This window comes from [Mycobacterium] stephanolepidis (assembly GCF_002356335.1).
GTDB lineage: Bacteria > Actinomycetota > Actinomycetes > Mycobacteriales > Mycobacteriaceae > Mycobacterium > Mycobacterium stephanolepidis.
The window spans coordinates 3,435,676-3,462,510 of sequence record NZ_AP018165.1 but is presented as its reverse complement, the minus strand read 5'-3'; the positions used below and the strand labels follow the sequence as shown (position 1 = coordinate 3,462,510).

The 26,835-nt window shown below is 60.9% G+C and carries 16 protein-coding genes and 1 pseudogene; 12 read left to right on the top strand and 5 right to left on the bottom strand.

Annotation, left to right across the window (positions count from 1 at the left end):
• Positions 1 to 144: 144 nt before the first annotated feature.
• The 5 genes from MSTE_RS17095 (at position 145) to MSTE_RS17080 (ending at position 5,371) form a co-directional block, all read left to right on the top strand.
• On the top strand, positions 145 to 1,653 hold the full coding sequence (locus tag MSTE_RS17095; RefSeq protein ID WP_096506028.1) for a flavin monoamine oxidase family protein: 1,509 nt from the start codon (positions 145 to 147) through the stop codon (positions 1,651 to 1,653).
• On the top strand, positions 1,650 to 3,170 hold the full coding sequence (locus MSTE_RS17090; RefSeq protein WP_157997704.1) for an FAD-dependent monooxygenase: 1,521 nt from the start codon (positions 1,650 to 1,652) through the stop codon (positions 3,168 to 3,170). Before MSTE_RS17095 ends, MSTE_RS17090 begins: the two co-directional genes overlap by 4 nt.
• 48 nt (positions 3,171 to 3,218) lie before the next feature.
• Positions 3,219 to 4,024, top strand: a protein-coding gene (locus tag MSTE_RS17085) for an IS5 family transposase (RefSeq protein WP_231896907.1) whose coding sequence is annotated in 2 segments (ribosomal slippage) — positions 3,219 to 3,563 and positions 3,566 to 4,024 — 804 coding nt in all. Because the reading frame shifts where the segments join, the coding sequence is not laid out codon by codon here.
• Positions 3,960 to 4,151, top strand: a complete 192-nt coding sequence (locus MSTE_RS25890; protein WP_408645924.1) for an aromatic-ring hydroxylase C-terminal domain-containing protein — start codon at positions 3,960 to 3,962, stop codon at positions 4,149 to 4,151. The genes MSTE_RS17085 and MSTE_RS25890 overlap by 65 nt, the downstream gene beginning before the upstream one ends.
• Positions 4,148 to 5,371, top strand: coding sequence for a cytochrome P450 (locus MSTE_RS17080; protein ID WP_096502975.1), 1,224 nt, complete (start codon positions 4,148 to 4,150; stop codon positions 5,369 to 5,371). Before MSTE_RS25890 ends, MSTE_RS17080 begins: the two co-directional genes overlap by 4 nt.
• Here MSTE_RS17080 and MSTE_RS17075 read toward each other — a convergent pair.
• Positions 5,368 to 7,014 carry an FAD-dependent monooxygenase gene (locus tag MSTE_RS17075; protein WP_096502973.1) on the bottom strand — a complete coding sequence of 549 codons (1,647 nt, stop codon included), beginning with the start codon at positions 7,012 to 7,014 and terminating at the stop codon, positions 5,368 to 5,370. The two genes, MSTE_RS17080 and MSTE_RS17075, sit on opposite strands and share 4 nt — an antisense overlap.
• A gap of 185 nt (positions 7,015 to 7,199) precedes the next feature.
• Between MSTE_RS17075 and MSTE_RS17070 the strand changes: the two genes are divergently transcribed.
• The 5 genes from MSTE_RS17070 (at position 7,200) to MSTE_RS17050 (ending at position 21,836) form a co-directional block, all read left to right on the top strand.
• Positions 7,200 to 7,919 carry a class I SAM-dependent methyltransferase gene (locus tag MSTE_RS17070; protein WP_096502971.1) on the top strand — a complete coding sequence of 240 codons (720 nt, stop codon included), beginning with the start codon at positions 7,200 to 7,202 and terminating at the stop codon, positions 7,917 to 7,919.
• Between the two features lie 69 nt (positions 7,920 to 7,988).
• Positions 7,989 to 11,195, top strand: coding sequence for a ferritin-like domain-containing protein (locus MSTE_RS17065; protein ID WP_157997703.1), 3,207 nt, complete (start codon positions 7,989 to 7,991; stop codon positions 11,193 to 11,195).
• Positions 11,195 to 16,954, top strand: a complete 5,760-nt coding sequence (locus tag MSTE_RS17060) for a non-ribosomal peptide synthetase (protein ID WP_096502967.1) — start codon at positions 11,195 to 11,197, stop codon at positions 16,952 to 16,954. The genes MSTE_RS17065 and MSTE_RS17060 overlap by 1 nt, the downstream gene beginning before the upstream one ends.
• Positions 16,955 to 17,190: 236 nt before the next feature.
• Complete coding sequence (locus MSTE_RS17055) at positions 17,191 to 19,920, top strand: helix-turn-helix transcriptional regulator (RefSeq protein WP_157997702.1); 2,730 nt, start codon at positions 17,191 to 17,193, stop codon at positions 19,918 to 19,920.
• Between the two features lie 194 nt (positions 19,921 to 20,114).
• Positions 20,115 to 21,836 carry a glycoside hydrolase gene (locus MSTE_RS17050; RefSeq protein ID WP_157997701.1) on the top strand — a complete coding sequence of 574 codons (1,722 nt, stop codon included), beginning with the start codon at positions 20,115 to 20,117 and terminating at the stop codon, positions 21,834 to 21,836.
• 5 nt (positions 21,837 to 21,841) lie between these two features.
• Here MSTE_RS17050 and MSTE_RS17045 read toward each other — a convergent pair.
• From MSTE_RS17045 to MSTE_RS17030, 4 genes and pseudogenes are all read right to left on the bottom strand, one after another.
• Positions 21,842 to 22,288: pseudogene (locus MSTE_RS17045) on the bottom strand (pyrimidine dimer DNA glycosylase/endonuclease V); the annotation flags it as partial.
• Between the two features lie 48 nt (positions 22,289 to 22,336).
• Positions 22,337 to 23,224 carry an SDR family NAD(P)-dependent oxidoreductase gene (locus MSTE_RS17040; RefSeq protein WP_096502961.1) on the bottom strand — a complete coding sequence of 296 codons (888 nt, stop codon included), beginning with the start codon at positions 23,222 to 23,224 and terminating at the stop codon, positions 22,337 to 22,339.
• Positions 23,225 to 23,463: 239 nt separating this feature from the next.
• Complete coding sequence (locus MSTE_RS17035) at positions 23,464 to 23,655, bottom strand: PASTA domain-containing protein (RefSeq protein WP_096502959.1); 192 nt, start codon at positions 23,653 to 23,655, stop codon at positions 23,464 to 23,466.
• Between the two features lie 119 nt (positions 23,656 to 23,774).
• On the bottom strand, positions 23,775 to 25,313 hold the full coding sequence (locus tag MSTE_RS17030; protein ID WP_096502957.1) for an acyl-CoA synthetase: 1,539 nt from the start codon (positions 25,311 to 25,313) through the stop codon (positions 23,775 to 23,777).
• A 142-nt stretch (positions 25,314 to 25,455) separates the two neighbouring features.
• On the opposite strand from MSTE_RS17030, the gene MSTE_RS25215 reads away from it, so the two are divergent.
• Together MSTE_RS25215 and MSTE_RS17020 are read left to right on the top strand one after the other, a co-directional pair.
• Positions 25,456 to 25,611 carry a hypothetical protein gene (locus MSTE_RS25215; protein WP_096502955.1) on the top strand — a complete coding sequence of 52 codons (156 nt, stop codon included), beginning with the start codon at positions 25,456 to 25,458 and terminating at the stop codon, positions 25,609 to 25,611.
• 4 nt (positions 25,612 to 25,615) lie between these two features.
• Positions 25,616 to 26,746, top strand: coding sequence for a YeiH family protein (locus tag MSTE_RS17020; protein ID WP_096502953.1), 1,131 nt, complete (start codon positions 25,616 to 25,618; stop codon positions 26,744 to 26,746).
• The last annotated feature ends 89 nt before the right edge of the window (positions 26,747 to 26,835 follow it).

The following is a 26,835-nucleotide window of genomic DNA, read 5'->3' as shown; positions in this document are numbered from 1 at the left end:
ACGTGTGGGTTCAAGGTCCTGACACCGCTGGCTTTGGGGTCGAGCACCACCGTGATGTGTGGGCAGACGAGTGGTGTGGAGGCTGCAGCTCTGAACGGAGGATGGGAAGTGGATAAGAAACGTGACCCCGAGGAGTCTTCGCGGATGACATTGGCGCCGAATGAAACACATGGCAAACAGCGGCCCCTGCGCTCAAGGTGCGTGACCGTTATCGGCGCTGGTGTCGCGGGACTCGTGGCGGCGCACGAGCTGGAACTGCGTGGACACCGTGTTGAGCTTCTCGAGGCGCGTCAGACCGTGGGCGGGCGCTTACACACGCACAGTTTCTCTTCGGGCCGAAAGGGGCCAATCGCCGAACTTGGTGCGATGCGGATCCCAGCCCGACACTGTCGAACAATGAAGTTGATCGATCAGCTCGGGCTCTCGGATCGAGTACGGCAGTTTCGTACCCTGTTCTCCGATGATTCCAATTACCTTGCGACGCCCGATGGTCACGCACGAGTGCGAGACGCGTCACCGGCACTGGTAGCCAAGTTTCTTGCAGATAGCGCTCTAAGGCAGCGTTATCCAGACAATGCGGTGTTGTGCGCATCATGGCTGGCCGCGAGTGTCAACGCCATTGCACCCGATAGGTTCCGCCATGGTCTTGGCGCGGATCTCAATGTCGAGCTGCTCGAGCTACTGCGGCGCATCGATCTAGCGCCGTTCATCGTCACGCGAAGTGGTATAGAACGTGTTGATCTCAACCGGTTCTTCGCCAACCATCCACACTTCGCGTGTGGATCCAGGCTCCGGCTCTTCTTTGCAGATGTCGTTACCGAAACATCATCGTCACTGTTTCGTCTGGAGGGCGGAATCGATCAGATCGCTGTACGTCTGTCGGCGCGGTTGCGCGGTCCCATCCACCGAGGGAGCAGGGTCACCGGCCTCCATGTTGTACGCGACGGAGTGTTTGTAGAGACGCATCGCGGACCGAACACCGAGTTGATCCGACGCGATTGCGTCCTGTGCACGGTGCCCTTCTCTGTTCTGCGCGGAATTCGATTGTCCGGCATGACCGCAGACAAGATGGCGGTGATCCGCGATATGCATTACTGGGCAGCGACCAAGATAGCTCTGCATTGTCGTGAGGCCTTCTGGGAGCGCGACGGGATCAGCGGCGGAGGTTCATTCACCGGCGGTTTGGTACGCCAGACCTACTACCCACCTGTTGAGAGCGACCCTCGACTCGGCGCGACATTACTAGCCAGCTACACAATTGGCCCTGACGCAGACTTGCTGGCGCAGATTCCGGCGGAGCAACGCTTTGCAATGATCCGCGCGGAACTCTGCAAGATTCATCCAGAGCTTGGTCAGCCAAGCATGTTGTGCGGCAAGGTAATGAGAGCGTGGGGCGACGATCCCCTGAGCATGGGTGCGGCCTCGGTCCGGTGGGGCAAGGATTCAGATACGGCGGAGGAAGAGCGGGAACTGGCGGCAGCACCTCAGGGCGGCCTGTTCTTCGCCGGCGAACATTGCTCGTCCGTCCCCGCGTGGATCGAGGGGGCGGTGGAGTCGGGGCTGAATGCCGTGAACCAGATAGACGCCTACATGCGGTCGACCGGCGTGGGGGCCATGGTTTGTGATGGAGGCCGTGAGGGAGGTGCGGCGTGACTGTGACTCCAGAACGATCGGTCGATGTGTTGATCGTCGGCGGTGGACCCACAGGACTGGCAATGGGAATGGAATTACGTTCACGCGGCGTAGATTTCGTGATCATTGAGTCTGGTGACGGTACGGTCACGCATCCGAAAGTGAGTAGCATAGGCCCGCGGTCGATGGAGCTGTTCCGCCGCTGGGGCGTCGCGCAGAAGATCCGCCATTCTGGTTGGCCCGGCGATCACTCACTGGATTGCGCATGGGTCACAAAAATCGGTGGCCACGAGTTGCACCGAGTTCGTAGATTCACCATGGACACGCGACCGGACTACGACCACACGCCAGAACCGGATGCGATCTGTCCGCAGCATTGGCTGGCGCCTTTGCTTTATGCCGAGCTCGGCATCGCCCCCGCGGGTCCCATCGTGACACGCACGCGGCTCGATGGCTTTGACCAGGACGACGAAGGTGTGCGCGGCCGGGTCACAGACCTCGTGACGGGTGCGCAATCGACAATCCATGCGCGATACATGGTCGCGTGTGACGGTACTTCCTCATACGTCAGGCATGTGTGTGGCATTCCGGCGCCGACGCTGCACCGCACAGAGACGTTCCGCAACATACTGTTTCGTGCGCCCAAGCTACGCATGCAGTTGGGGGATACCGCGGCCGGTTTCTACTACCTGATGATGTCCTCCGCGCTGAGATTTCCTGTTCGGGCGCTTGATGGTCGAGAACTCTATCGGCTAACCGTCGGGCTGCAGGGTGACCGGGAGGCGATGGATGATGCAGAAGACTTGGTAAGGAGAGCAATTGCGTTCAGCACACCGGTCGAGGTGTTGTCAGACAATAGGTGGCGCCTGGTCCATCGTGTAGCGGAGAGATTCCGTCACGGCAGAATCTTCTTGGTCGGCGATGCTGCGCACACATTGTCTCCATCAGGCGGTTTCGGCATGAACACCGGAATCTGTGGCGCCGCCGATCTCGGTTGGAAACTGGCTGCGACATTGGGTGGATGGGCCGGGCCCCACCTGCTTGATAGCTATACGGCTGAGCGTCGGCCGGTAGCGCTCAGGGGGGTGGAGGAGGCCAATCGGAATCTTGTCCGGGCGATGAAACGCAACGTTCCGGATGGCCTCGGGGATGATTCGGCACATGGCGAGCGGTTGCGTGCCCAGGTTCGGGATGCGCTTGCCGACAGCGGGTTGGCGCGAGAGTTTGATGCCCCCGATATCCATCTTGGTTTCAGATATGAGAACTCCCCGTTGGTGATTCCAGACTCCGAGGTGTGCCCTGCGGTGCACGTATCTTCCGGCGCAGAGGACATGCGGCCCAGCACTCGCCCCGGATCACGCGCTCCGCACGCCTGGTTGGCGACGGGAGCCTCGACACTGGATTTGTTTGGCAATGGATTCGTACTGCTCTGTTTTGCGGCGTCTGCCCGAATTCGGCGGCTGGAAAGAGCGTTCGCAGATAAGGGGGTGCCGTTGAAGGTTGTCGCTGAGAGACAGCGGGATATCGCCGAACTTTAGAGCGTGTCTTGTGTGGTTTGTGGGGTGGTTGGGGCATGATGTGCTGGTGTGAAAGAGCTTTCGTTGAGGTTGGTTCCGGACGAGTTGTGGGCGTTGGTGGAGCCGTTGTTGCCGGTGCAGCGGGTGCGTCCCCAGGGCGGCGGGACGGCGTATGCCGATGAGCGTGCGGTATTCACCGCGGTGGTGTTTGTGCTGGTCAGTGGGTGTGCCTGGCGGCATTTGCCACCATGTTTCGCAGTGACGGTCCCTACCGCGCATCGCCGGTTCGCCGAGTGGACCGCCGTCGGGGTATGGCGGCGTCTACAAGAAGCGGTACTCGATCGGCTCGGTGCCGATGGGGCATTGGATTGGTCACGGGCCGTGGTGGATTCGGCGTACGTGCGGGCTAAAAAAGGGGCGCCATGACCGGGCCGAGCCCGGTAGACCGGGGCAAAGCGGGTACCAAGATTCACGTGCTCACCGACGCGACCGGTCTGCCGTTGCAGACCGCGGTCACCGCCGCCAACACCTGGGACGGGCATGCGGTCCCGCCGCTGGTACGGGCACTGCCCGCCATCAAATCCCCGCGCGGGCCACGCAGGCGGCGACCGGCAAAACTGCACGCAGACAAGGCATACGACGCGAACCAGCTGCGGCAATGGCTCACCAATCGACACATCACACCCCGGATCGCCCGCCGCGGAACCGAATCCGGCGACCGGCTCGGCACCAAACGCTGGAAAGTCGAACGCACCATGTCCTGGCTCTTCACCTACCGCCGCCTGGGCACCCGCTGGGAACGCCACGACCATCTCTACGCCGCATTCCTCACACTCGCCGCCACCCTGGTCTGCTTCAGAAAACTATCCACATGAGACACGCTCTTATGCGCGGCGATTCGTTCTTGTCAGACCAGATGGGCACGTCGCCTGGCGTGGTGAACGGCCTCCGGTGAATCCAGAGGAACTTGTCGAACGAGTGCGAGGCGCCTACTCGAGATGACTGAAGTTGTGGATTATGGCGCGCTGCCGCCATTCTCATTAACCGGATGGGCAGCCGCCGATGTAGCGAATCCATACCCGGTGTACCGCAGGTACCGTGAGGTGGCGGCGGTCCATCGCGGCACTGATGGGACACATTACCTACTCGGCTACTATGATGTTGCGAAAGCCCTCTCTAGCAGGAGTTTTGGGCGTCGTGCGGCCGCCGCGGGTCATCCGGGGACTGCTGGCCTGGTCCCGGATGAGTGCGTGGCGCTCCGGAATATGGTGGAGAACTGGCTGGTGTTTCTAGACCCACCCCGACACACCGAGCTCAAGTCCGTGCTCGCTGGACGTTTTTCTCCTGCGGTAGTTGCTGGGCTGCGGCAGCGAATCGCCGAGATTGCCGCCTCGTTGCTTTCACGCTGTGTCCAGGAGTCGGAATTCGATTTGGTACAGGCATTTTCGGCCCCATTACCAATCTTGGTGATCTCGGAACTGCTTGGCGTGCCAGCATCAGACTGGAAGTGGCTGCGAGACAGAGTGAAAGCGATTCAATCTGTAAGCAGTAGTCGAAGGTTCACAAGTGGCGCTGAGGTGTTCCGGCTTGCGGACGTCGCGGCGGCGGAGCTTAGTGATTACTTTGTATCGCAGGCGGGGGAGCGGAGGAGAGCGCCCAAAGACGACTTGGTGTCTTTGATGGCGTCCGATGGCGCCCTTTCTTCGAATGAAATCGCCTCCAGTTGTGTACATCTCATGTCGGCAGGACATGAAACGACGACGAATATCCTCGGCAAGGCGGTACTGGCTCTCGGCGCAGATCGGAGGGTGCTGAGCATGCTACGGGCATCAGGGAGTGTGCCGATCTCTGCCGTCGAGGAGCTGGTTCGATTCGATGGCCCGGTCCAGTCGGTGACACGCTGGGCGTACCGAGACGTGTGCGTGGCAGGGCGTGACATTGCCCGCGGTACTCGGGTGGTCGCGGTACTGGGTGCGGCCAATCGTGATCCCGCACGTTTTCCTGATCCGGATGTCCTGCGTCTGGATCGTGGTGCGGGGTGCGGTGTCGGATTTGGGCAGGGAATTCACTACTGCCTCGGTGCAGCACTTGCTCGCGTCGAGATTGAGATCGGCCTCGATCTGTTGCTTGACATACTCGGCGAGTTCACCGTTGACAAGGTGGAGTACCCATGTGACATGGTCTTTCATGGCCCCTCGTCGCTTGTGCTCTGCCGCGGCTAGTGTTCGCCGCGATATCGATCGGCGCGAAGCAGCACTTTGTCGAGATGCCCTAGTATCCGCGTGATCGTGTCCCAGCTGAACGGATCGACTATGGCGGCGATATGTCCGTCCGGACGCACCAGGACAAGCTTTGCGCTCTTGGTAGCCCGATATGCGCGGCAGACTTCGGTTTCGTTCCCGGTAAGTAGATGCGTCTTGATTTCGGCGGTATATCGAGCTGCCAGGAGGTCCCTGAGGTGGCCGGCTTGGGATGGATCGATAGCTCCGATCAAGAGAACGTGATAGTTCGGTGAATGCGTAAGTGCCATGACATTGCGGGCCGAGCCGCGCGGACCGGCGAGGGTCGCATACGGTGCCCGGTCGCCGGCGTGAGGGCCACGGCCACTGGAGTTCGAGTGATCGATGGCGGCGCTAGTTCGATAAGCAATCCACAACTGAGAGAACATGTCAAAGAACAACTTGCGTACGGGTGGCAGTCTGCAGACAAGGCCTATGGCACGAGTTGCGACGTGCGTTCGCATCCACAACGCCAAGGGGCTGGTTGATGTCTCTAGCTTGAACCCGATGTCAGTGCGGGCCAGCACGGCGGCGGCGACCGGCCGGCGCTCGGTTTCATAGGTTTCCAGGAGCGAAGCCGGCGCCTCGCCGTTGACGACCTGTGCAAGCTTCCACCCGAGGTTCACTGCGTCGCCGACCGCGAGATTGAGCCCTTGCCCTCCGGCAGGGTTGTGGATATGGGCGGCGTCGCCAACGAGAAATGAGTGGTCGACACGGAAACGCTCGCTGATACGGCTGTGAAATCGAAACATGGCCGCCCACACTATTTTCTGTAACTTCGCATCGACCGAGAAATAGGACTCAAACCAGTGTCGCAGGTCGGCGTCGTCGAGTCTTGCGTAGGCATCGTGTGACAGGTTGTCCGGTTCCGGCGTGCGGTGAAAGCCTGGTGGCACTACACCGAAGAGTCGATAGCGCCCGCTCGCCAGCGGAAGCACCCCCACGAATCCGCCACGCGTGAGGTTTAGTCGCATCTTTCGTATACCGAGATTGACCGCCAGGTCGACGTCAGCGAGAAGTCCCTTCTGCGTATATGTTTCGCCGCGAAATTCCTGACCGGTAAGACGCCGGATTGTGCTGCTCGCTCCGTCCGCGCCGACGAGCCAGCGAGTAGAGATAGTGCCGGAACCCTTGGAGCCCTGAACGGACACGCGCACGCCGTCAGCCGTCTCGGCGATATCTTCTACGGCACAGTGCCATGCGACGTGCGTGCCAAGCCTGGCAAGCGCGGCGACCAGAAGCCGCTCGGTCACGAACTGTTCAAGGGAAAGTGCATAGGGAAACCTGGTTCGTGCCGCTGTTCCTGCGCCTGCCAACGGCAACTCGCCCACATGCCTGCCGTTCTCGTGAATGGCTACATGAGTTATCGGTATCCCGCTCGTAACGGCATGGTCGGCGACTCCGAGACGGTCGAAGTGCTCGAGTGTCCGGGCGTGCACGATGGTTGCACGAGATTGCTGTACGGGGCCGGGCTTTTGATCGATAATCCGCACCCGCACTCCATGCTGCGCGAGCAGCAGGGCGATGCACAGCCCACTCGGACCTGCCCCTACGACGAGAACGTCGCAATCATAACCTGTTTCCATAGCTCATTTCACCTGCTGAACCTGTTGTCTAGTAAGGGGATTCCTGCGGCATTTGCCAGTATTCCGATGCTTGCCCGGGTGCTCATCCTGCGTGTGGAGCTATACACACCACGCATACGCATAGTTTCTATCGCGATGGGACTCAGCTGAGTGCTGTCGGACGAAGCCGGACGTACCTTCGCGGTATGACCGCTGGTAGCCCTAAGGACTTGATTCCCGATGAGACCCCGTATTTCGATGATCTCGCCGAGATGTACGAGAGTTTTACGGCAGTAAGGGACGCACGTACCAGTCCGATTCGTACATGGCTCGTCGAACATCTGCCCGCAGGTAAGCGCGCACTCGACGTTGGCTGCGGTACCGGCAATAACTGCGTCATGCTGGCCGAACATTACGACGATGTGGTGGGTGTGGACGTTGCCCAGCGCATGCTCGATTTGGCGGCCGTCAAAGAGAGCCGAGTGCCAATCCGGTACGAATGCCGCAGCGCTCTCGAGCTCTCCCCAGATGCTGATGGCCGATTCGATCTAGTGATGTCGGTGAACACGGTTTTTCATATGGGGTCGGCGGCGACGGTACTGCCGAGACTGCGCGAACTCGTTGCGCCCGGTGGACGACTGCTGATTGTCGATGTCACACGTCCCGATAGCGAGGCCGACACCGGTGCCGCATACTCCTACGCCTTCGACAATGCCCGCATCGTCTACGAGGCATCCGGAAGCGCAGAGCTGGCGGCTTCTGCCCTGCGCATGATGCTTCAACCACGCTGGCTGGAAATGAGATCAGTCATTACCCCGCAAACCGTTTCGGAGTTTCTCCGCGACTACACCGCTGTACTGCCGGGTGTACGCATCACCCATGGCTTGATACCCACTCTGATCGCAGCTGCCTGGGACGCTGCCTGAGATCCGGATCGGAGCGTAGCGACAATGAGCGTGCTCAATGTGCCGAGAGTGCATTTCGCAGGTGTGGCAGTGACGCGCTTGCCGACCGGGCCGCGTAGCGGGCTGCTGGATCTCGCCACCAACCAACCGCTCACCGTTGACGGTCCGTTTCCACTTGAGCGGGCGGCCCGGGAATACGATGAGTTGTTAGAAGCCGCTGGCAGTCGTTTCGATCAGTCGGGCGTGTTGAAGGCCGGTGGTCCATTCCACACCGTGAAGGGATGGAATTTCGGTGGGAATGGGCATTTTTGGATCGACGCGAAGGTGGTTTCCTGCGAGCGGATGGCGGGGGTGGTCGATACCGATGACTCCCTCGTCGGACGAGACGTGGACTTCTGGGGGCACTACTGCGAGTACACGGCGAGTACGGCCAATCGGGCAAGGGTCTTCGACGTAGACCCTTCGTCAAACTGGACCACAACACTGATGATCGGCCAGTTGGCACTCGGGCGTCTCGGTCGCTCCCATGATGTCGGCTATCTGTTGACCGGCGATGTGAATGGATACTGCCCTCCACGATGGCAGAACTCCCGGCACTTCGATCAGGTCGGCGGTCACCCACTTGCACAGTGGTTGCGGCGCTCCACGTTGTTCCAGTTCGCTATAGGCCGCGACGAGGGCCTGCAATGGCTGGAAGGCGCGGGAGCCTCCCCGGCCCTTGCGGCGTTGCGTGAATCGATCGATTCTGAAGCGGCAGATGGCCTTGTGGTCCAGTTTGCGTTGACCGGAATGGCCGCTCCGGTCGCTGCCGATGCGCCTGATCGGTGGGGGCTGCGCGGAACAATAGGTCCCTGGCGTGCTGCGGAATTGCGTACCTACCCCGCGGGCCGATTGCTTGCCCCGCGATCAACAGATGCTGTCGGCGAGGATGCTTTGCCGCATATGGCGAGCGTTCGTGTGGCGGACTCAGAGGTAACAATGAACTTGGTGACCGCGATTCCCGCCGTGCGAAGAGGGACACGAGACGACCACACGCCAGTCACCTATGTAGACGAATTGATCGATATGGGGGATCTGGAACTACAGACAACCGAGGGTGAAGTCATCGCAGTAGTGCCGCGAAATGCCTATCTCGACAAGAACTATCACCTGACCTCCGGAATTCTCACCGTGCCGAGGCTCGATGAAAGCCAGGAGAATCCGGACGCTGCTCTGCGACTCATCGGCGCCGGCCGGGTTCTGTTGGAAGAAACCGAGACGGTGGTGCAGTCAGACGAGGCGAGCCTGTTCCTCGAGCATCCGAACTCGCGAACTGGCGAAGACTTCGCCGTCGATGTCTCGGTGCGTTCGTATTTCAGGGGAGAGCCCGCTGCCGCCCAGGCGATAGACGTCCGCCAATTCTTCAACCCACGGGCATTACCACTGGATTCGACGGCGCAAGCGCCTGGAGCACGTCCAGAAGACGTGATGATCGTGGCAGTACGTGGGTCAGCCGCGGCCGGGTACACGACGAACGCCACCCTGAGTACAGATGCCCACGGGTTTGGGTTTGTCACGGTGAAAGGTATCCGCGCCGGTACCACGCGGATACTCCTGCAGCCGGAGGGATCGCTACCACCTGAGGCGGAGAATGCCTGTGCCGCATACGATAATGATGACCTATTGGGCTATTGGTCTACCGTAGGGAGTATTTCAATACGGGTGCTCCCAGATCGGTGGTATCTGGACGATGTGCACGACAACGCCATCACCTTCGACCTCCTGTACCGGGAGGTGTTCGCCTACTACGAGCTGCTGTACTCGTTCATGCGGACGGACGTGTTGAGCCTTGCCGACGAGTTCAAGGTTGAGCCCTATGCCCGGCTCATCTGGCATGTCAGCGGCCCGGAACATCGCGGCAGAACCTACTTCATGCCGTCGACTCGCGACGTAAGTATGCCTCAAATCCGTTTGTTGCAAAGATACTTCCTCGCGTGTGAAGCGCGGCGCCAGGTGCCGCCCATCCCTACTCGGCGCCCCCTTCCGATCGAGGCAATCACCACACGTAGCGAGCTGCATGCCGCCCTGGATCAGGTTCTGTCGATCGAACTAGCCGTGATGACTCAGTACCTCTATGCGGCCTACTCGATTCCAACTCAGGACGCTGCGAAACACTATGTAAAAGAAGGAATTTGGTCGGAGGAGCAGTCGGTTCTCGCGTGTGGTTCCGGGCCGGGGACGCTGAACAACGGATACCGCGGACTCCTCATGAATGTGGCAAGGGAGGAGATGATTCACTTCCTGGCCATAAACAACATCCGGATGGCGGTGGGCCTACCGTTCCAGGTGCCACGGCTGGATTTCGGACGTCTGAACGGCAGGCTCTGGACTCCACTCGAGTTGTCTCTCGAGCCATTTGGACTCGCCGCGGTAGAGCGGTTCGTGGAACTGGAACGACCACACGAGCTGGTGCCTGGTTTGTTGGGTGATCGACCCACACCACAAAGACCGTATCGATATGGCTCGTTGAGTGAGCTTTACGCCGCGATTCGGGACGGGATTCAGCGAATCCCGGATGTGCTGGTGGCCAAGAAGTATCAAGGAGGGGGAGGGCATCACCTCTTCATGCGCGAGTCCGTCAATGCAATCCATCCGGACTACCAGTTGGAAGTCGACGATGTCGCCAGCGCGATATTCGCGATCGATTTCGTTACCGAACACGGAGAGGGGGGAAAGATCGCCTTGCCGAACACCGGTGAAGAGTCACACTTCGAGACATTCCTCGGGATCTCCGCTTCATTGGTCGAAGAACGCGTCAACACCTCGCTAGGAGAACGTATTCCATGGAATCCGGCATACCCGGTGCTGCGCAATCCGACACTGCACACTGCGGACGCAGCAAGGTGTCATGTAACCAACGCGCCTGCGCGGGACGCGATGACGGTATTCAACCGGTCCTATCAGTTGGCCGCACAACTCATGGTGCAGCACTTTGGCTACTGTCCTGCAGCCAACTTGCGACGATCTCCGTTGATGAATTGGGCTTTAGACATAATGGTCACCGTGCTGCGCCCATTGGGCGAGCTGATTGTCACTCTGCTATCCGGGCTGGCAGGAAAGACCGCGGGGCCGTCGTTCGAGCTGGAAAGCGATCCGCGGTACGTACCGCGTCCCGAAGTTGCCATGGCATGCATGGCTCGTGAAGCAGACGAAATCGCCACACTGGCTCGCCGCTGCCCTGGATTGGCCGTTGCTGTACCGGATGTTCTGACCTTCTTAGGGGAACAGTTCCGCGCCTTCGCAAGGGACCGACACTGATGGATGCGCAACGTCTCCAGAGACTGGAACTCACCCGCGCACAATCCGAGCAATGGATGGCGGTGGATCCTGCGGATGGGTCCGCAGGCAACGTCGCTCACTGCGTAGAGCTCACCGGCCCTGTCGACTTTCTATTGCTCGCGCAGGCATGCGATTTCGAGCTTACGGCGTCCGGCGCCGATGTGATCAGATTCTCTGAACACGAGGGCCGCCCATACCAATGGCTATCTCGGGAACCCAGCAGAGACCCGGTCTGGGTGGACCTTACCGAAGAGGCGGACCCGGTCGCCGCAGCCTATTCGTGGATGGGCCGCGATTACACCGCACCACGACCCATGATGTGTAATCCGCTCACTCTGTGGGCGCTGATCAAAGTGGGACCGCATCACTACTTCTGGTACGTACGGTCCCACCACGCGGTGGTAGACGGCTATGGCGGCATCGGGATCACCGCCCGGATCGCCGACTACTACTCGGCGAGGACTCAGGGTAACGAGCCGGCTCCCTATCGCGGCCTTTCGGTGCCAGAACTTATTACGCTGGAACAGGAATACGCGGACTCTGAAGATTTCGAGCAGGACCGGGCCTACTGGGCCGCGCGTACCGCCGGGCTGCAAATCGCGGTACACAACCGCGAGACGGAAACGCGCGGAATGCCGGAGCACCGCGCACAGGACGGGCTTAGCGCAGAACTGGCCATGAGGCTGGATGCTGTCGCGGAGGCGGCGGGCACCAGCATTGCCAGGGTTCTCACGGCGGCGCTCTGCGGATTCGAATCATTGCTATCGGGCCAGGAAACGGGCGTGGTGGCGCTTGCGGTAGCAGGACGCCGGACCATGGCGCTGAAACTCTCCGGCGGCATGATCTCCAACGCGATACCGATCGGGCTGCATTGCGGCTACCCGGTGACGAGAGACGATCTGATTGAAGCCGCCACTTCTGAGGTGTCCAGCGGTCTGCGGCACGCGCGGTATCGGTTCGAGGACATGAGACGCGATGCCGGTGCGGTGGGACATGGGCGGAATGCGTTCGGGCCGACGGTCAACATACTTTTGGCCGACAACATCGTGCGGCTGGGTGCGGCTGTGGGCAAGTACGAGATTCTCACCTCGGGGAACACCGAGTACCTGCATTTCGACGTCTACCGATCTGGGCCCGAGAATCTCATACGCATCAACCTTATTGGGAACGGTTCCTTCTTCACCGCGACAGATATCCGGGAACGGCTAGATCGGTGTATGCGGTACCTGCGCGAGTTCTTGAGTGCGTCAGGGGAAACCCCACTCGGCAAGATCAACACGCTCGATGACGAGGAACGGCGCCGGGTACTCAACTGGGGCGACGGTGACGAGTTCCCCCAGCCAGCCGTTCTTCCCGGAGAGATCTCGCTCGCGGAGATCTTTCAAAGACAGATGGCGACTCACGTAGACGAGGTGGTTATCCGCAGCGACGGTACTTCGTGGAGGTACCGAGAATTCGCAAGCCGCGTCAATAGGCTGGCTCGACAGTTGATCGAACTGGGTGTGGGGCCCGAGACCGTTGTGGCGGTTGCGATGGTGCGGTCGGTGGACATGTTGGTGAGTATGTACGCGGTGGTTGTCGCGGGCGGCGCTTACCTTCCCATCGATCCGGCGTCGCCCAAACCCCGCAATGCACATATCGCAGAGGTGGCCACACCGCGTCTTGTTCTCACGAGGAGTCAGGACCCTCATACACAAGGGCTGCCGGCATCTGTCCCCGTCATCGTGGTCGACGGGATTGACCTGTCAGGGTTCTCCGCGACACCTGTTGTCGATGCCGACCGAAGGTGTCCACTTAGGCCGGCCCACCTCGCCTACATAATCTTCACCTCTGGTTCGACCGGCAGACCCAAGGGCGTAATGGTCGACCATGCGGCCATCGCGGCTCATTTGGGATGGATGCAAGCGCGATACCAGATGAGTTCCCGTGATGTGGTGCTGCACAAAACCCCTGCCACTTTTGATGTGTCGATTTGGGAGATGTTGTGGCCAATTCTATTTGGAGCTCGGGTAGTGATCGCGGCTGCAGATAGGCATACCGATCATGCCTATCTGGAGGCTCTCATACGCACAGAACAGGTAACGATTGCCCACTTCGTCCCTTCCGTGTTGGAGGCGTTCGCGGCCGAAGCTGAGCTGTCGGCCTGTCAGAGCGTGCGGATGATCATCTCGTCGGGCGAAGTATTGCCGGCCGATCTGGCCGGCCGCCTACGTGCGGCCGATATCGAGATACATAACCTATACGGTCCCACGGAAACAACCATTGATGTTACTTCACACCAAGTTTCGGAGTCGGATACCGATACGGTACCGATAGGTGCGCCCGTCACGGGTACCCGGGTTTTCGTCCTGGATGGATGGCTGAGACCTGTCCCTCCGGGAGTGCCGGGTGAACTCTATGTCGCCGGAATCCAGTTGGCGCGTGGCTACGTCAACTGCCCGGGACTGACTGCGCAGCGCTTCGTGGCTTGTCCGGCCGCCGCGGGGGAGCGCATGTACCGTACGGGCGATGTAGTGCGATGGAATGCGTGTGGGTACCTAGAATATCTGGGACGCAAAGATTTTCAGCTGAAGCTACATGGAGTACGTATTGAACCGGGTGAGATAGAGGCCGTCCTGACGGATCATCCTGCTATCGACCGTGCAGTAGTGATAGCGCATTCGGAGGGGCGAGTAAAAGATCGCAGGCTGGTGGGATACGTCGTGGCGTCAGGCGACTTCGGCCTGGCGCATGAGCTCGACACAGTACATCGCTGGCGTGACGTCTACGACGAACTGTATGACAATGGGGCACAATATCAGTCGTCTCGACTTGGCTGGGGGGCCGAAGACTTCACAGGCTGGAACAGCAGCTATACCGGAGCGCCGATCCCGTTGGATCAGATGCGTGAATGGCGTGACCTGACGGTGAACCGTGTTCGTGAACTCGGCCCGCGACGAGTATTGGAGATCGGCGTCGGCTCAGGGCTGATCCTGTCGAAGATCGCACCCATGTGTGAGGTCTACTGCGGTACGGATCTCTCGCCCGTGACCGTGGCTCGCCTCGAGGGGTGGCTGCGTGATGTGAAGGAGGCCTGGGCCAGGCGCGTCCATCTCATCGCCGGTGCAGCAGATGAATTGAGTGACTACGCCACCGGATACTTTGACACCGTCGTACTCAACTCAGTTGTGCAGTATTTCCCCAGTGCTCACTACCTGCGGCGCGTCATCGATCGGGCCCTGCGGATCCTCGCGCCAGGAGGTGCGCTGTTCATCGGTGATGTACGAAGTTTGAGGTATCTGGAGGAACTCGAGACCGGAGTCGAATTGGCGCGGGGAAGTGATGGCGATGTGGGCGATGTACGTCGGCGCGTGCTGAGGCGATTGTCGAATCAGCATGAACTGTTGGTGGAACCGCACTTCTTCTGTGAGATCGCTGACGAGTTCCCCGGCGTTCTCCACGACATCCAGCTCAAGCGGGGCGGCTCGGTCAACGAGCTGACCCGTTACAGATATGACGTAGTCCTACACAAGATGCCTAAACCGACTGTCTCCGTGCGGAAAGCGAAGAACGTCGAATATGTCGACGTGGATACCGTCCGGGCGTTACTCGCGGGACGGGGCATGGAATGCGTCCGAGTGGCAGACATTCCGCATCGGGGGCTGCTGACGGAGGTCCGCGCAGTCGAGGAGCTTGCGAAGCACGCGAAAGACACAGCGGGACTGCGGGATTGTGAGGTCGGGGCCGATTACGGACTGTCTGAAGGATTGCTGCCAGAAGATCTCCATGCCGCGGCGGCCGACTTCGGCTACTCCTGTGCGGTCACGTGGTCGGCGCAACGCGGTTATATGGAGGCCGTTTTCGTGCAAACGTCCGCGCTGAACGGCCGATGCATCGTAGATGCCTACGTCCCCGGTGCTTCGGGCCGGTCTGCTACGCCATCGTCGAACAAGCCGATGGCCGGTGTCTTAGCCGACGCCGTGCGCGAGTTCGCGGCGGCACGGCTGCCCGCGTATATGGCGCCGTCGGTGATCGTGGTGCTCGGCGAGTGGCCGTTGACCGCGTCGGGAAAGCTGGATCGTGCAGGGCTGCCCGCTCCCTCGATGGTGCAGAACCGGTACCGTGCGCCCACCTCCGAAGCAGAGCGGCTCTTGTGCGGCGTATTTGCTGAAGTGCTCGGAGTGGATGGGGTCGGTACCGACGATGACTTCTTCGCACTTGGCGGGGACAGCATTCTCTCGACACAGATCGTGGCGCGGGCGCGCAGGATTTCCATGGTGTTTACATCACGCGATGTACTCGAGAAGCGCACGGTAAGAAGGTTGATCCGTTTCATGACGAGGGGAGAAGGGGTCCCGGCTCTGCAGGAAGTCTCCGGCGGAGGCGTGGGTGACATGGAGTTGTCGCCCGCGGCCCAATGGTTGATGGAGTTGGGAGGCAACGGTTGCAACCGTTTTCATCTGTCCACGCTCATCAGATTGCCCAACGGTATCGATCGGCGTTCGCTTGTGTCGGTGCTCGCTGCGGTGATCGGACGGCACGCCATGATGCGGGCGCGATTGTGCCGCAAAGAAGTGGGATCCCAACAGGAATGGCGCATGATTGCAGGGGCGGCGGACTCGATAGACGTTGACGCGTTACTGATCCGGGTCCGGATCGATAGCGGTCGAGGCCTCTCGGAAGGGGTCTGGGAAGCGGCGGTAAGCGAGTTGGACCCGTTTTCGGGCAAGGTAATTCGAGCGGTATGGCTTGACTACGGACCTGATTGCGCGGGCAGCCTGTTGCTGGTTGCGCACCATCTGATTTTCGATGGCGTGTCATCACGGATCGTGATGGAGGACCTGGCGGCCGTATGGGCCGATGTAGAGGCCGGCCGACCACCGGCCCTGCCGCCCGGCAGCACTTCGATGCGAACCTGGTTGCACGCCTTGCGCGCCGAGGCAAGCTCCGCATCCCGCGTGGCGGAGCTTGCGATGTGGAAGTCGATGATTGAGGGACCAGACCCGCTTCCGGGGATTCGGGCACTCGATCCGGCAGTCGACACCACCTCGAACATCCGGCGGGTGCAAACACACATTGATGCAGAAACGACTTCGGCAATTCTTGGCCTTGGATCGGCGGGGGCGAAGACTCGGCTTGACGAGATACTGATAGCTGCGTTGGCGGTCGCCGTGGCGCGGTGGCAGGGCCGTAGAGGTGTGGTGCTGCCGTCGGTACTTCTACGGCTGATAGGCCATGGCCGTCAGGAGCTGGCGGGGGCGGACCTGTCGCGGACGATCGGGTGGTTCAACTCGATATATCCACTGCGGATTGACTTATCCGGCACTCGTTTAGAAGATGATCCGGCAGGCGATCCCGATCTCTCCGCAATGGTATTGGCCGTCGCCCAGCGGGTGCAAAGCGTCCCGGATGGCGGTTTCGGGTATGGGTTACTTCGATATTTGAACCGAGACACCGCACAGGAGTTGCCGGCTGAAATGCCCGGTCGGATCTGCTTTAACTATCTTGGTCAAATACATACCGACACAAAGGATGCCGGTGCATGGAAGCCGATTGTCGAGGGACTGTATGAATCCATGCCAGACCCCGGGCTGCCCGCCGCTGCGGCCCTGGACATCACGGTGGTAGTGATCGACGGTCGGATGATCGGGGATTTCGGATTTCCCACGTTGTTGTTCGAGGTGAGGGAGGTGCAGGAGCTGGCCGAATTGTGGGCTGGTGTGGTCTCCAGTTTGGTCGTAACAGTGAGTAGTAGGTAACGAAGGGCGCAAGTCTTTGTTATATGAGTTGGCAAGGTGCACAGCTGTGTTGATTGCATAGCCCAGTACCTTCTTAACTTGCTTTAAGCCAGGCACCTGGTTTTGCGATTACGGTTGATCATGGCCTCTTTCTGTAGGGTGGGGCGGATTGCAGCCTTGTTCTTGTTGATTCGAGTTGACCATGACAAGAGGTTGCGGTGGAGAAGGTTAGATGGAGTTCACAATCATTGCGGCCGTTGCGCGGTCGCAATGATCACGTAAGGCGCATCGTCGAGATACTGGATGTTGCGGCAAAGACGCGACGCTGCAAGATACTTCTGCTGGAGTCTCCGGTTGGCAGCGGCAAGAGCCGGCTACTGCTCGAGTCGATGTTGTTGGCCGACCGCCGCGGCTACGCGGTGATCGATGGTCTCCCAGAAAAGCCGCGCGTCATGAAGTCCTCGATGACACGAGCCTGTCAGCTCGAGTCTCACATCAAGGATCTGCTCAGGCGGGGGCCGGTTTTGGTGGCCGTCGATGATCTCCAATGGGTCGATACCCCGAGCGTGGAAGCGTTATTGGGTTTGGTTGACAGGTTTGCAGGCGTCCCGTTGGTGTGGGAATTTGCGCTCAGGCCAGGAGGTTTGGATGATCTCGGCGGGTATTTCTTCAAGGCGATGAGCCGAGATGGGCGAGCCGAATGGCTCCAGCCACTGGGAGCGCTATCTGAGTTGGCGATTGCCGAAGTTGTCGGTGATCTGTTGGATGCGGAACCCAGTCAGGATCTGGTGAGATTGTGCGAGTGTTTTGACGCCACTCCGCAGGTTACGGTCCAGCTGATTCAGGGGTTGATAGAGGATGGCGCGATCGAGGTAAATCATGGTGCGGCGAAGCTGAAGCCCGAGAAACCTGACCCTTATGCCGGTGAAACCATAATGGCACCAGCATGTTTGGCATCTCTGGTGTCAGATCGACTTTCTGGGCTGCGGGGAGTGAGTCGAGAGGCGCTGCAAGTGGCTGCTGTTCTGGGCCGGGTCTTCTGTCCGGAAGATTTATCGGAGATGCTCGGATGTTCTCCGGCGGAGTTGGTGGCGCCCCTGTCCGAGGCCGTGGCCGCTGGTTTGATTGTTGCTCAAGCGGTTGACTTCGCCTTTCCACATGATCTGGTCCGCCGTGCGGTGCTGGGGAGCGTCCCGGCTCCATTGGTCCCGCTATTGCATCGTCAAGCCGCAGCAATGCTGGTCGAACGAAACGGTGGACACACAGAGAGGTCCGCTGTGCATTTGTTACATGGACACGCGAATGATGCGGAGGCGGCTGGGATCATCGCCCGGATCGCTGAACGATTGATGTCGGTTGCGCCTGAGTCAGCTGCCACGTTGGCATTGCGCGGAATGGAGAAGGCGTCCAAGGGGAGTCGTGTGCACCTGAGGATGGCCGGCATTGCGGTGGTTGGGTTGCTTCGGTCCGGGAGCCTAGCCCGAGCGGCGGAAATCGCTGAGCAGGTCATGCGCGACCCGTGGGAGGGGGCCGGCGTAATGGTCGACCGGGTTCGGGCGGGCCTGATTACGGCGATGGCACTGCGCGGTGAGACGGACGGAGCTTTTGTGCTGGCATCGAATTCACAAGGTCCCGCAGACGGTCGTGCTGTACGTCGTACCCAGCTGGTGCGGCTGGCGCTTTCGTTCTTTTCGCAGATCGAGTCTGTCGAGACTACGGCCGAGGGAATCCTGTCCGATTCGACGTCATGCCCAGCCTCTATGACGATGGCGGCGATGTCGATACGTGCGACGGTGTCCTGGCGTCGGGGCAAGGCTTCCGATGCGTTGCGCGCAATCGAGGAATCGGTTGACCTGTGGCAAAGACAATCTGGGGACTCCTTTGATTCCTACCCGTTGTGGCAGAAGGCGTGGATGCTGCTGCGGATGCAGGAATTGGACGCCGCCGACGGCGCAATCGAGGCCCTCGGCCGGGTTGTCGAGTCCAGCAAGACAGAAGTGCTGGTTCCGGTCTATTTGTCGCTGCGTGGATGGTGTCGACTCGCGCGCGGCGATGTGGCCGGAGCAGAAGTGGACGGTTCCGATGCGCTGAGCTTGTGTTATCGCTACCGGATGCAACTGCCCGTTCCGTGGCTGCACGCATTTCTGGCGTGGACTGCGCTGCGCCGTGGCGAGCTGGGGTTGGCAACCGAGTGTGTGCAACGCCTCGAGGAGTGTCTCCCGCACAATCAGCAACATCCCTTGTGGGGGATGCGCTGCCTGATCCGCGCTCAGGTGAGTGCCGCCGGTGGTGAGCCTGGGACGGCGCTCAGAGCTCTGCTGGACGCTGGCGACAGCCTGGAACTGATAATCGCCGACCCTGCGTCTGCCGCGTGGTGTGTGCGGCTGGCGCGGAGTGTCGGGCACGAGTCCTTCGCTCGGGATGTAGTCCGGACTTCCCGGACGATCAGTGAGATGAACCCGGACCAGCCTTTTTTGGCGGTGGTGGCGGATCACTGCCGGGCACTGATGGACCGTGATGCCGTTATCGTCAAATCCCTTGCGGGCCAATATGCGGACCCGTGGATCCACGCGTCGGCGACAGAGGACGCCGGGGTGTTGCTGGCAGAAGTGGACCGTGCGACCGCGGTAGCTGAACTGAGTGCCGCGATGGCGGGTTACGTGGAGCTGGGCGCGGACTGGGACGCTGCCCGGGTTCGGCATCGGCTGCGTGACCTCGGTGTCCGACGGCGGCATTGGAGTCACACCACGCGTGCATCCACGGGTTGGGCAAGTCTGACCATTGCCGAGGAGAAGGTGGCGCGGCTGGCCGCTGGAGGTCTCACCAATCGCCAGGTCGCGCGGGAGCTCTTTATCTCTGCCCACACAGTGGGGTTTCATCTGCGCCAGATTTACCGCAAGCTGGAGATTCGGTCGCGGGTAGACCTGGCAAGAATTGCACCACCTGAAGTGTGCGATGTGCTGGGTGGCGAACGGGGAGAAGGATGATCTGCGATTCACCCACAGGTGGTGGGGTTGCACGGGGAGGCGCAGTTGTTGTCGCGGTTGTCGTGCTCATCGCGGCCGTAGCGTGCGTCTCGTCAGGTCCGCGTTTCAGAAAGCCGACCATTTCCGGTGATGGAGCGACGGTCACTTTCCCTGTCGCGGAAGGCGTTCTGCAGTTGGATCTCAGGGACCTCCGTGTGTACGGAGCGGCGGAGCTTTCACGGGCGACCGCGACACGTATCGGTGCGCCGAGTGCGGTTCAGATAGACGATCGCGGGTCGGTGACGTGGAACTATCCGGACAGCGGATTTACGTTTACCGCGACGGCTCGCGGTGCCGGACTCGTTGTCGATGTGACGAGTGATCGAGATCAGAACCTGGCATGGCCCATTGCGGGCGCTGATGCCACCGAACTGCAATTGCCTCTCGGGGGCGGCGTGAGCATCCCGATTCACGATCCCACCTGGACCAAACCCGAGGTGGGCATCGTGGGCGACCATCCCATACAGGAATTGGCCATGCCAATCTTGGGCTACTCCTACGTGGACACCGGGGTCAGCTATGTCGTGCCCACAGATCTGGGCTCGACGTTGACGCTGGACTCCAACCTGGTGGGCACCGTGTCGCACACATTCAGCAAGAGCCGCGGCACTCAGAGCTATGCCGTGTCCATGGGGATTACCGATGGCTCGCCCACGGCCGCGGCGCGGAATTACCGCACGCTGCTCCACGTGCAGAACAAGTTCGTCACTCTGGCCGACAAAATCAAAGCCAATCCCGACGTACAAAAGCTGATCGGGGCATTTCACGCGTACACGTGGGCCGGTGGGCGTGAACCTGAAACAGTGCTGAGACTGCGTGCGTTGGGGATACGGCGAATGTGGCTTGGGTATGACGACGATGGGCACCCGCCGATGAACTCCGCAGCCGTTGAGGCAGCGAAAGAAGCCGGGTATCTGGTTGGGCCATATGTGTCCTTCGACAATGCCCAAGACCCAGCGGGGGAGATCGATAATCCCGGGTCGCGATGGCCGGCGGGCATCTATCCCAATGCCTGTGTCCACACCGCAGAAGGAAAGACAGTCAACGGTTTTCAAGACCGCGGCTGCTATCTGAGCTCGCAAGCCCTAGCGCAGATGCCTGACCTCGTGCAAGCGCGGGTTCGCTCGCGCACGGCAAACGGTGCCGACAGTGTCTTTGTGGACGTCGACGCGACCGGTACGACCTTCGATGACTACACACCGAGTCATCCGATGACACAAGCTCAGGACCGGCAGAACCGCCTGATGCGGCTCGATGAGATTGGCAAGCGGTATGTGCTGGGTTCGGAAACGGTTGGTTCCTGGGCCGCGAACGCCGTGGCGTTCAGTCATGGATCCAGCACACCCATCGTTTCCGCCCTGTGGCCTCTCGAGCGAGACAAAGGAATCTGGGGAGAGTACTGGGGAGAAGACGGACCCCAGTTCTTCTTCAAGCAAGTCCAGCTCCCACCGGTGCTACACGACACGATGTTCAACCCAAAGTATCGAATTCCGCTATATGAGAGCGTGTTTCACGACTCGTTGGTGAGCACTGATAGATGGGAGCTGCCGTTCAACAAGTTCCCTGCCGAGAAGCGGAGTCGGGCGCTTTTAGCGCTGCTCAATCTGACCCCGATGATGTACGCCCTGAACACGGACACACTCGACCGTGAAGGGTCTGATTTAGCGGGCCTGCAGAAGTTCTATTCCAAGCTGAGCGACATCGCGGGGACTGAACCTTTATCTACATTCGAATGGCTTACTGCGGATCGACTCGTGCAGCGGACAGTTTTCGGAGACAAGAAGCTCACCGTCACCGCCAATTTTGGTGATGTGCCCTACGCCGATGTTGCACCGGGCTGCGTAGTGGCAGACCCGGGCGGTGTCTTCTGTACGTGAACCCACGCGGGGTAGGCGGGCAGTACCTTCTCCCAGTTCTCGATGTCGCCGCGCACCGGGTGAAAGATGGGATGCGGCCGCAGCTTCAACGGGCTGTCAGCCGCGAGGAGGTCCGGATCGCGTTGCGCCAGTTTGGTATCCAGTAGCCACCGTTCGTAGGCAAGTTGCCCGCGATGAACGTCGATCAACGGTTCGAGTATGGGCGCAGGAACACCGATGAGCTCACGGTTGAATCGACACCCACGTTGGTCGGCCTCATCGACGAGGCCGACCAGGTAGGCGCCGATAGCGGCGACCGGCTGTTCCAATGATGTGAACCGGTCCAGCTGCGGGTGGTTGCGGTATCCGCGGGTGCCCCCTTGCAGCACCTTCTGCGCCAAGAGAGTCTCCCGCCAGCACGCGACCAGCCCCTTGGCATCGAGGTTGCACGGATGTAGAGACCACAGTCGCATGCCTTCTCTGTACCTGACGGCGACCGTGGTGGCCACGCAGACACGGTGCTACAGATTCACCAACTCGCGCGACCGGTGCCACAGCTCCTCTTGCGCCTGCTGGTTGGAGCGAATTCGGACGGCGGGCAGTACGCCGAGGCCTGGGGTCGACGTGAAGAACTGCCCGCTGATTGTCGCGAGGTCGTCGTCGAGCACCAGTCGGATGCCCATCCGGGCTCCCTGATCGGGGCGCCGCACGAACGGTGTGCGTGAGGCCAGGCCCGCCGCGGCGGTGAGGATGCGGCTGTCCCGAACCAGTCCGGTCGAGACCATGCCCGGGCAGAAGCAGTTGACCGTCACCCCGGTGCCCTCCAGCCGCCGCGCGAGTTCCTGGGTGAACAAGATGTTCATCAACTTGGACTGTCCGTACCGGACCTCGGAGCCGATCGCGTTGTAGGAGCGCGGTTCTGCGAATCGGTCCAAGTTGATGCGTGGCCACGATCGGTGCGCCTCGGATGCGGTGATGACGATGCGCGCGTGATCCGCGGCGATGATCGGCTCCAGCAGGAGGTTGGTCAGTAGAAATGGTCCGAGGTGGTTGGTCGCCGTCATCAGATCAAAGCCGTCCACGCTGGGCTTGCTCGAGAGGGAATGGATGCCGGCGTTGTTCACCAGGGTGTTGATCCGGGGGTGCGTCGCGGCGATCTCGCGGGCCGCCGCCCGCACCGAGTCCAGGTCGGCGAGGTCGGCCTGGATGTACTCCGGCGCGGTGATCGCCCCGTTCTCGGCCGCCAGCTCTCGGATCGTGTCGGCTGCCTTGACGGGGTCGCGCGCGACCAGGGTTAGCAGCGCCCCGCGCCGGATCAGCGCGCGGGCAATCTCCTTACCAATCCCATTGGTGGCACCGGTGATGACGATCCGGGAACCGGCGATGGGGCGATCTGGATATGTGGCCATGATCCTCCTCAGTGAGTGAACTCCACGCATTCAAATGCTGACAGTATGTGAATGCCGTGAGCATTGCAATGGGAGTACCGTCGTGTCAAGAGCTCGGATGTGCCACAGGGGGCGTCGCGAACTTGACGTCGCGATGTGGGATGGGGTGACGCGGGATTCCTGCCGGCGCGCGTATCGGACCAGGGATCTACTCAAGACGAGGGGTGGCCCCGCGGATATTCGAATAGTGTTGCGGGGCTTTAGATCCCGAAAGTCAGGGTGATCTTCGCGCCCGGCTCAAGGTGTGACCCGGGCGCGGGATCTTGTGCGATGATCCGGGACTTCTGATTGGGGTCATCCACGGGGATCTCTTTGGTCGCGACGTTCACTCTGCCCAGCTTGCGCAGAACCGGCTTCACGTCGGTCCACTGCAGGCCGACCAGCGGGGGCATGACGCCCGGTTGGATCGCGGGAACGGTCGCACTCGATGGGCTTGACGGCCCTTCTGGGGTGGCGGGTGTCGAGCACCCTGCGAGCAGCCCCCCGGCAATGCAGATCGCGGCCACCGTTCTCATCGAGCCCCTTCCCAATACTTCTGGCGCAAAAGTCCTTTGGCCAGCTTACCGGTGGGGGTACGCGGAAGGGAGTTGGTGAAGTCAAAGCTGCGGGGAACCTTGTATCGGGCGATGCGCTCGCGCAGGAATTCCGTCAGCTCGGCAGCCAGTGCGTCCTGATCGTCCGACGGATCGGCGGGCTGCACCACCGCCTTGACCGCCTCGCCCATCTCGGCATCGGGCACTCCGATCACCGCGACGTCCAACACCTGGGGGTGTAGTGCCAGGGAGTTCTCGATCTCCTGAGGGTAGATGTTGACGCCGCCGGAGATGATCATGAATGCCTTGCGGTCGGTCAGAAAGAGGAATCCGTCGTCGTCGACGTATCCGATATCGCCCGTCGTCGTCCAGGTGTCATGCTCGGGATGGCAAGCGCTGCGGGTTTTTTCGTCGTCATTGTGATAGGTGAAGGGTCGTTCCTCGCGTTCGAAGTACACCAGCCCGGCCTCGCCGGTCGGCAGTTCTGCACCTTCCTCGTCGCAGATGTGTAGCACTCCGAGTGCCGGGCTGCCGACCGAGCCCGGCCGCTTGAGCCAGTTCTCGCAGTCGATGAATGTGACGCCGTTGCCTTCGGTCGAGGAGTAGTACTCGTAGAGGATCGGTCCCCACCAGTCGATCATCGAATGCTTCACCTCGACCGGGCATGGCGCGGCGGCATGGATCGCGACCTTCAAAGACGAAGTGTCGTGCTGCTCGCGGGTTTCCTTGGGCAGCTTGAGCATTCGCACGAACATTGTGGGAACCCATTGACTGTGGGTGATCCGGTGCTTCTCGATAGCCGCCAATGCGTCATCGGCATCGAAGCGTTCCATCACCACGGCAGTGCCGCCCATCGACTGCACAAAGCCGCAGAACCGCAAGGGCGCGGCGTGATAGATCGGTGCCGGCGACAGGTACACGGTGTCGGCGTTGAATCCGTAGAGATGAGCGAAGAGCATCGCGAACGGATTTGGCTCGTCGACCTGCCGATCCATGAGGGGAACCTTGATGCCTTTGGGGCGTCCGGTGGTTCCCGAGGAATACAGCATGTCCGATCCCGCGGGCTGCGACGGCAGTGGTTCGTCGGCGGCGCCGGCCAGGGCGTCCTCGTACGATTCGTAACCGGGTACTTCACCGCCGAACGCGAGACGCTGCGTGACCGCCGGAATGTCGTCGAGAATTGCCTCGGCCTGTTCGCGCACACCGGCGGCGACCACGAGCGCCGTCGAACCTGAGTCGTTGACGATGTAACTGACTTCTGCGGGGGCCAGATGGTGATTGACCGACGTGATGTAGAGGCCCGAACGCAGTGCGGCCCAGTACACAACGAACACCTCGGGGACGTTGTCGCTGAGCAATGCCACATGATCGCCCTTGCGCAGTCCGGTGTCATACCAGTACCGCGCCAGCCGCCGGGATTGTTCGTCCAGTTGTCCGTAGGTGAGTGTGGCTCCGGAGCCTGCCATGACGACGGCGGGCTTGTCGGGGAACTGGGCGGCGTGGGTACCTGGGTACACGGACGAAGACCTTCCGACGGCGTTGTCTGCGGGCGTCGTCGACTGTACTTGACGGGTGTCAAGTTCGATTCTGGGCCCCGCCTCGACTCAATACGAGCGGATGTCTTGTGAGCCTCGTGGCACGCCACGAAGATTCTGGTCCGTGACCGACGAACAGTCCGGCGCCTCGGCACCTGCCGAGGACCTGCCCACAAGCTCTCTCATCGCGCGCATCGGCGTCGACTGGTGGGCAACCATCATCGCCGGTGTGATCGCGCTACTCGCGGTGGCCAACGTGCTGCCCAAGATTCCGTGGTGACCCGATGACGTCAAAGACCGAGACACAGAACGCCGACGAGGCGTACGAAAACCCCGAAGCGAGCTTCACCTCCACGCGGCCACTGGACTACGTTCCGGGGATCTTGCTGCTCATCGGTGTGGGCTTGCTGGGCAAGTACGCGCAGATCTGGTGGAAGGACCTCGCCAAGGCCCAGCACTGGACCGTCCCCGACATCGAGTATGTGTTGTGGGTCATCGTGATCGGTCTGCTGATCACCAACACCATCGGGTTGCACCGCATCTTCCGGCCGGGCGTGCAGACATACGAGTTCTGGCTCAAGATCGGCATCGTCGCGCTGGGTGCGCGGTTCGTGCTGGGGGATGTTCTCAAACTGGGCGGCACCAGCCTGGTGCAGATCCTGATCGACATGACGGTGGCGGGCGCCATCATCCTGTTGGCGGCCAAGTGGTTTGGGCTGAGTGGAAAGCTGGGTTCGTTACTGGCGATCGGCACCTCGATCTGCGGGGTGTCGGCCATCATCGCGGCCAAGGGCGCTATCCGTGCGCGCAATTCGGATGTCAGCTATGCCATCGCGTCCATCCTCGCGCTGGGCGCGGTGGCGCTGTTCACCCTTCCGGCGATCGGCCACGGTCTCGGACTGACCGACTATGAGTTCGGTCTGTGGGCGGGCCTGGCCGTCGACAACACCGCAGAGACGGTGGCCACCGGGCGCCTGTACTCCGAGCACGCCGGTGACATCGCGACGGTCGTCAAGTCCACGCGCAACGCGCTCATCGGTTTCGTGGTGCTCGGGTTCGCGTTGTACTGGGCGGCCCGCGGTGAGGCCGAGGCCCTCGCACCCGGGATCAAGGCCAAGGCGGCCTTCGTATGGGACAAGTTCCCCAAGTTCGTTCTCGGCTTCCTGGCGGTGTCCACCGTCGTGACCCTCGGCTGGCTGACCAAGGGGCAGGTCAACAATCTGGTCAATGTGTCCAAATGGGCGTTCCTGCTGACCTTCGCCGGAGTTGGGCTGAACACCAACTTCCGGGAGATCGCCCGCAGCGGCTGGCGTCCCCTGGTGGTCGCGGTGATCGGTTTGGTTGTCGTGGCGGCGGTGTCACTGGGCCTCGTTCTGCTGACCTCACGGGTGTTCGGCTGGGGAGCGCACGTATAGATCTGTGCCCGCATAGATCTGGAGTCATCGACGTGCGGTGCGTCGTCACGCGCGCGTAACCGGGACGGACTGCGTAGGCAACATTGCGT

Bases quoted from the DNA above. Each gene is read 5' to 3' on its own strand.
- MSTE_RS17070 (WP_096502971.1), top strand. From the start codon at position 7,200: ATGACCGCTGGTAGCCCTAAGGACTTGATTCCCGATGAGACCCCGTAT.
- MSTE_RS17080 (WP_096502975.1), top strand. From the start codon at position 4,148: ATGACTGAAGTTGTGGATTATGGCGCGCTGCCGCCATTCTCATTAACC.
- MSTE_RS17020 (WP_096502953.1), top strand. From the start codon at position 25,616: ATGACGTCAAAGACCGAGACACAGAACGCCGACGAGGCGTACGAAAAC.
- MSTE_RS17095 (WP_096506028.1), top strand. From the start codon at position 145: ATGACATTGGCGCCGAATGAAACACATGGCAAACAGCGGCCCCTGCGC.
- MSTE_RS17040 (WP_096502961.1), bottom strand. From the start codon at position 23,224: ATGGCCACATATCCAGATCGCCCCATCGCCGGTTCCCGGATCGTCATC.
- MSTE_RS17060 (WP_096502967.1), top strand. From the start codon at position 11,195: ATGGATGCGCAACGTCTCCAGAGACTGGAACTCACCCGCGCACAATCC.
- MSTE_RS17075 (WP_096502973.1), bottom strand. From the start codon at position 7,014: ATGGAAACAGGTTATGATTGCGACGTTCTCGTCGTAGGGGCAGGTCCG.
- MSTE_RS17035 (WP_096502959.1), bottom strand. From the start codon at position 23,655: ATGCCCCCGCTGGTCGGCCTGCAGTGGACCGACGTGAAGCCGGTTCTG.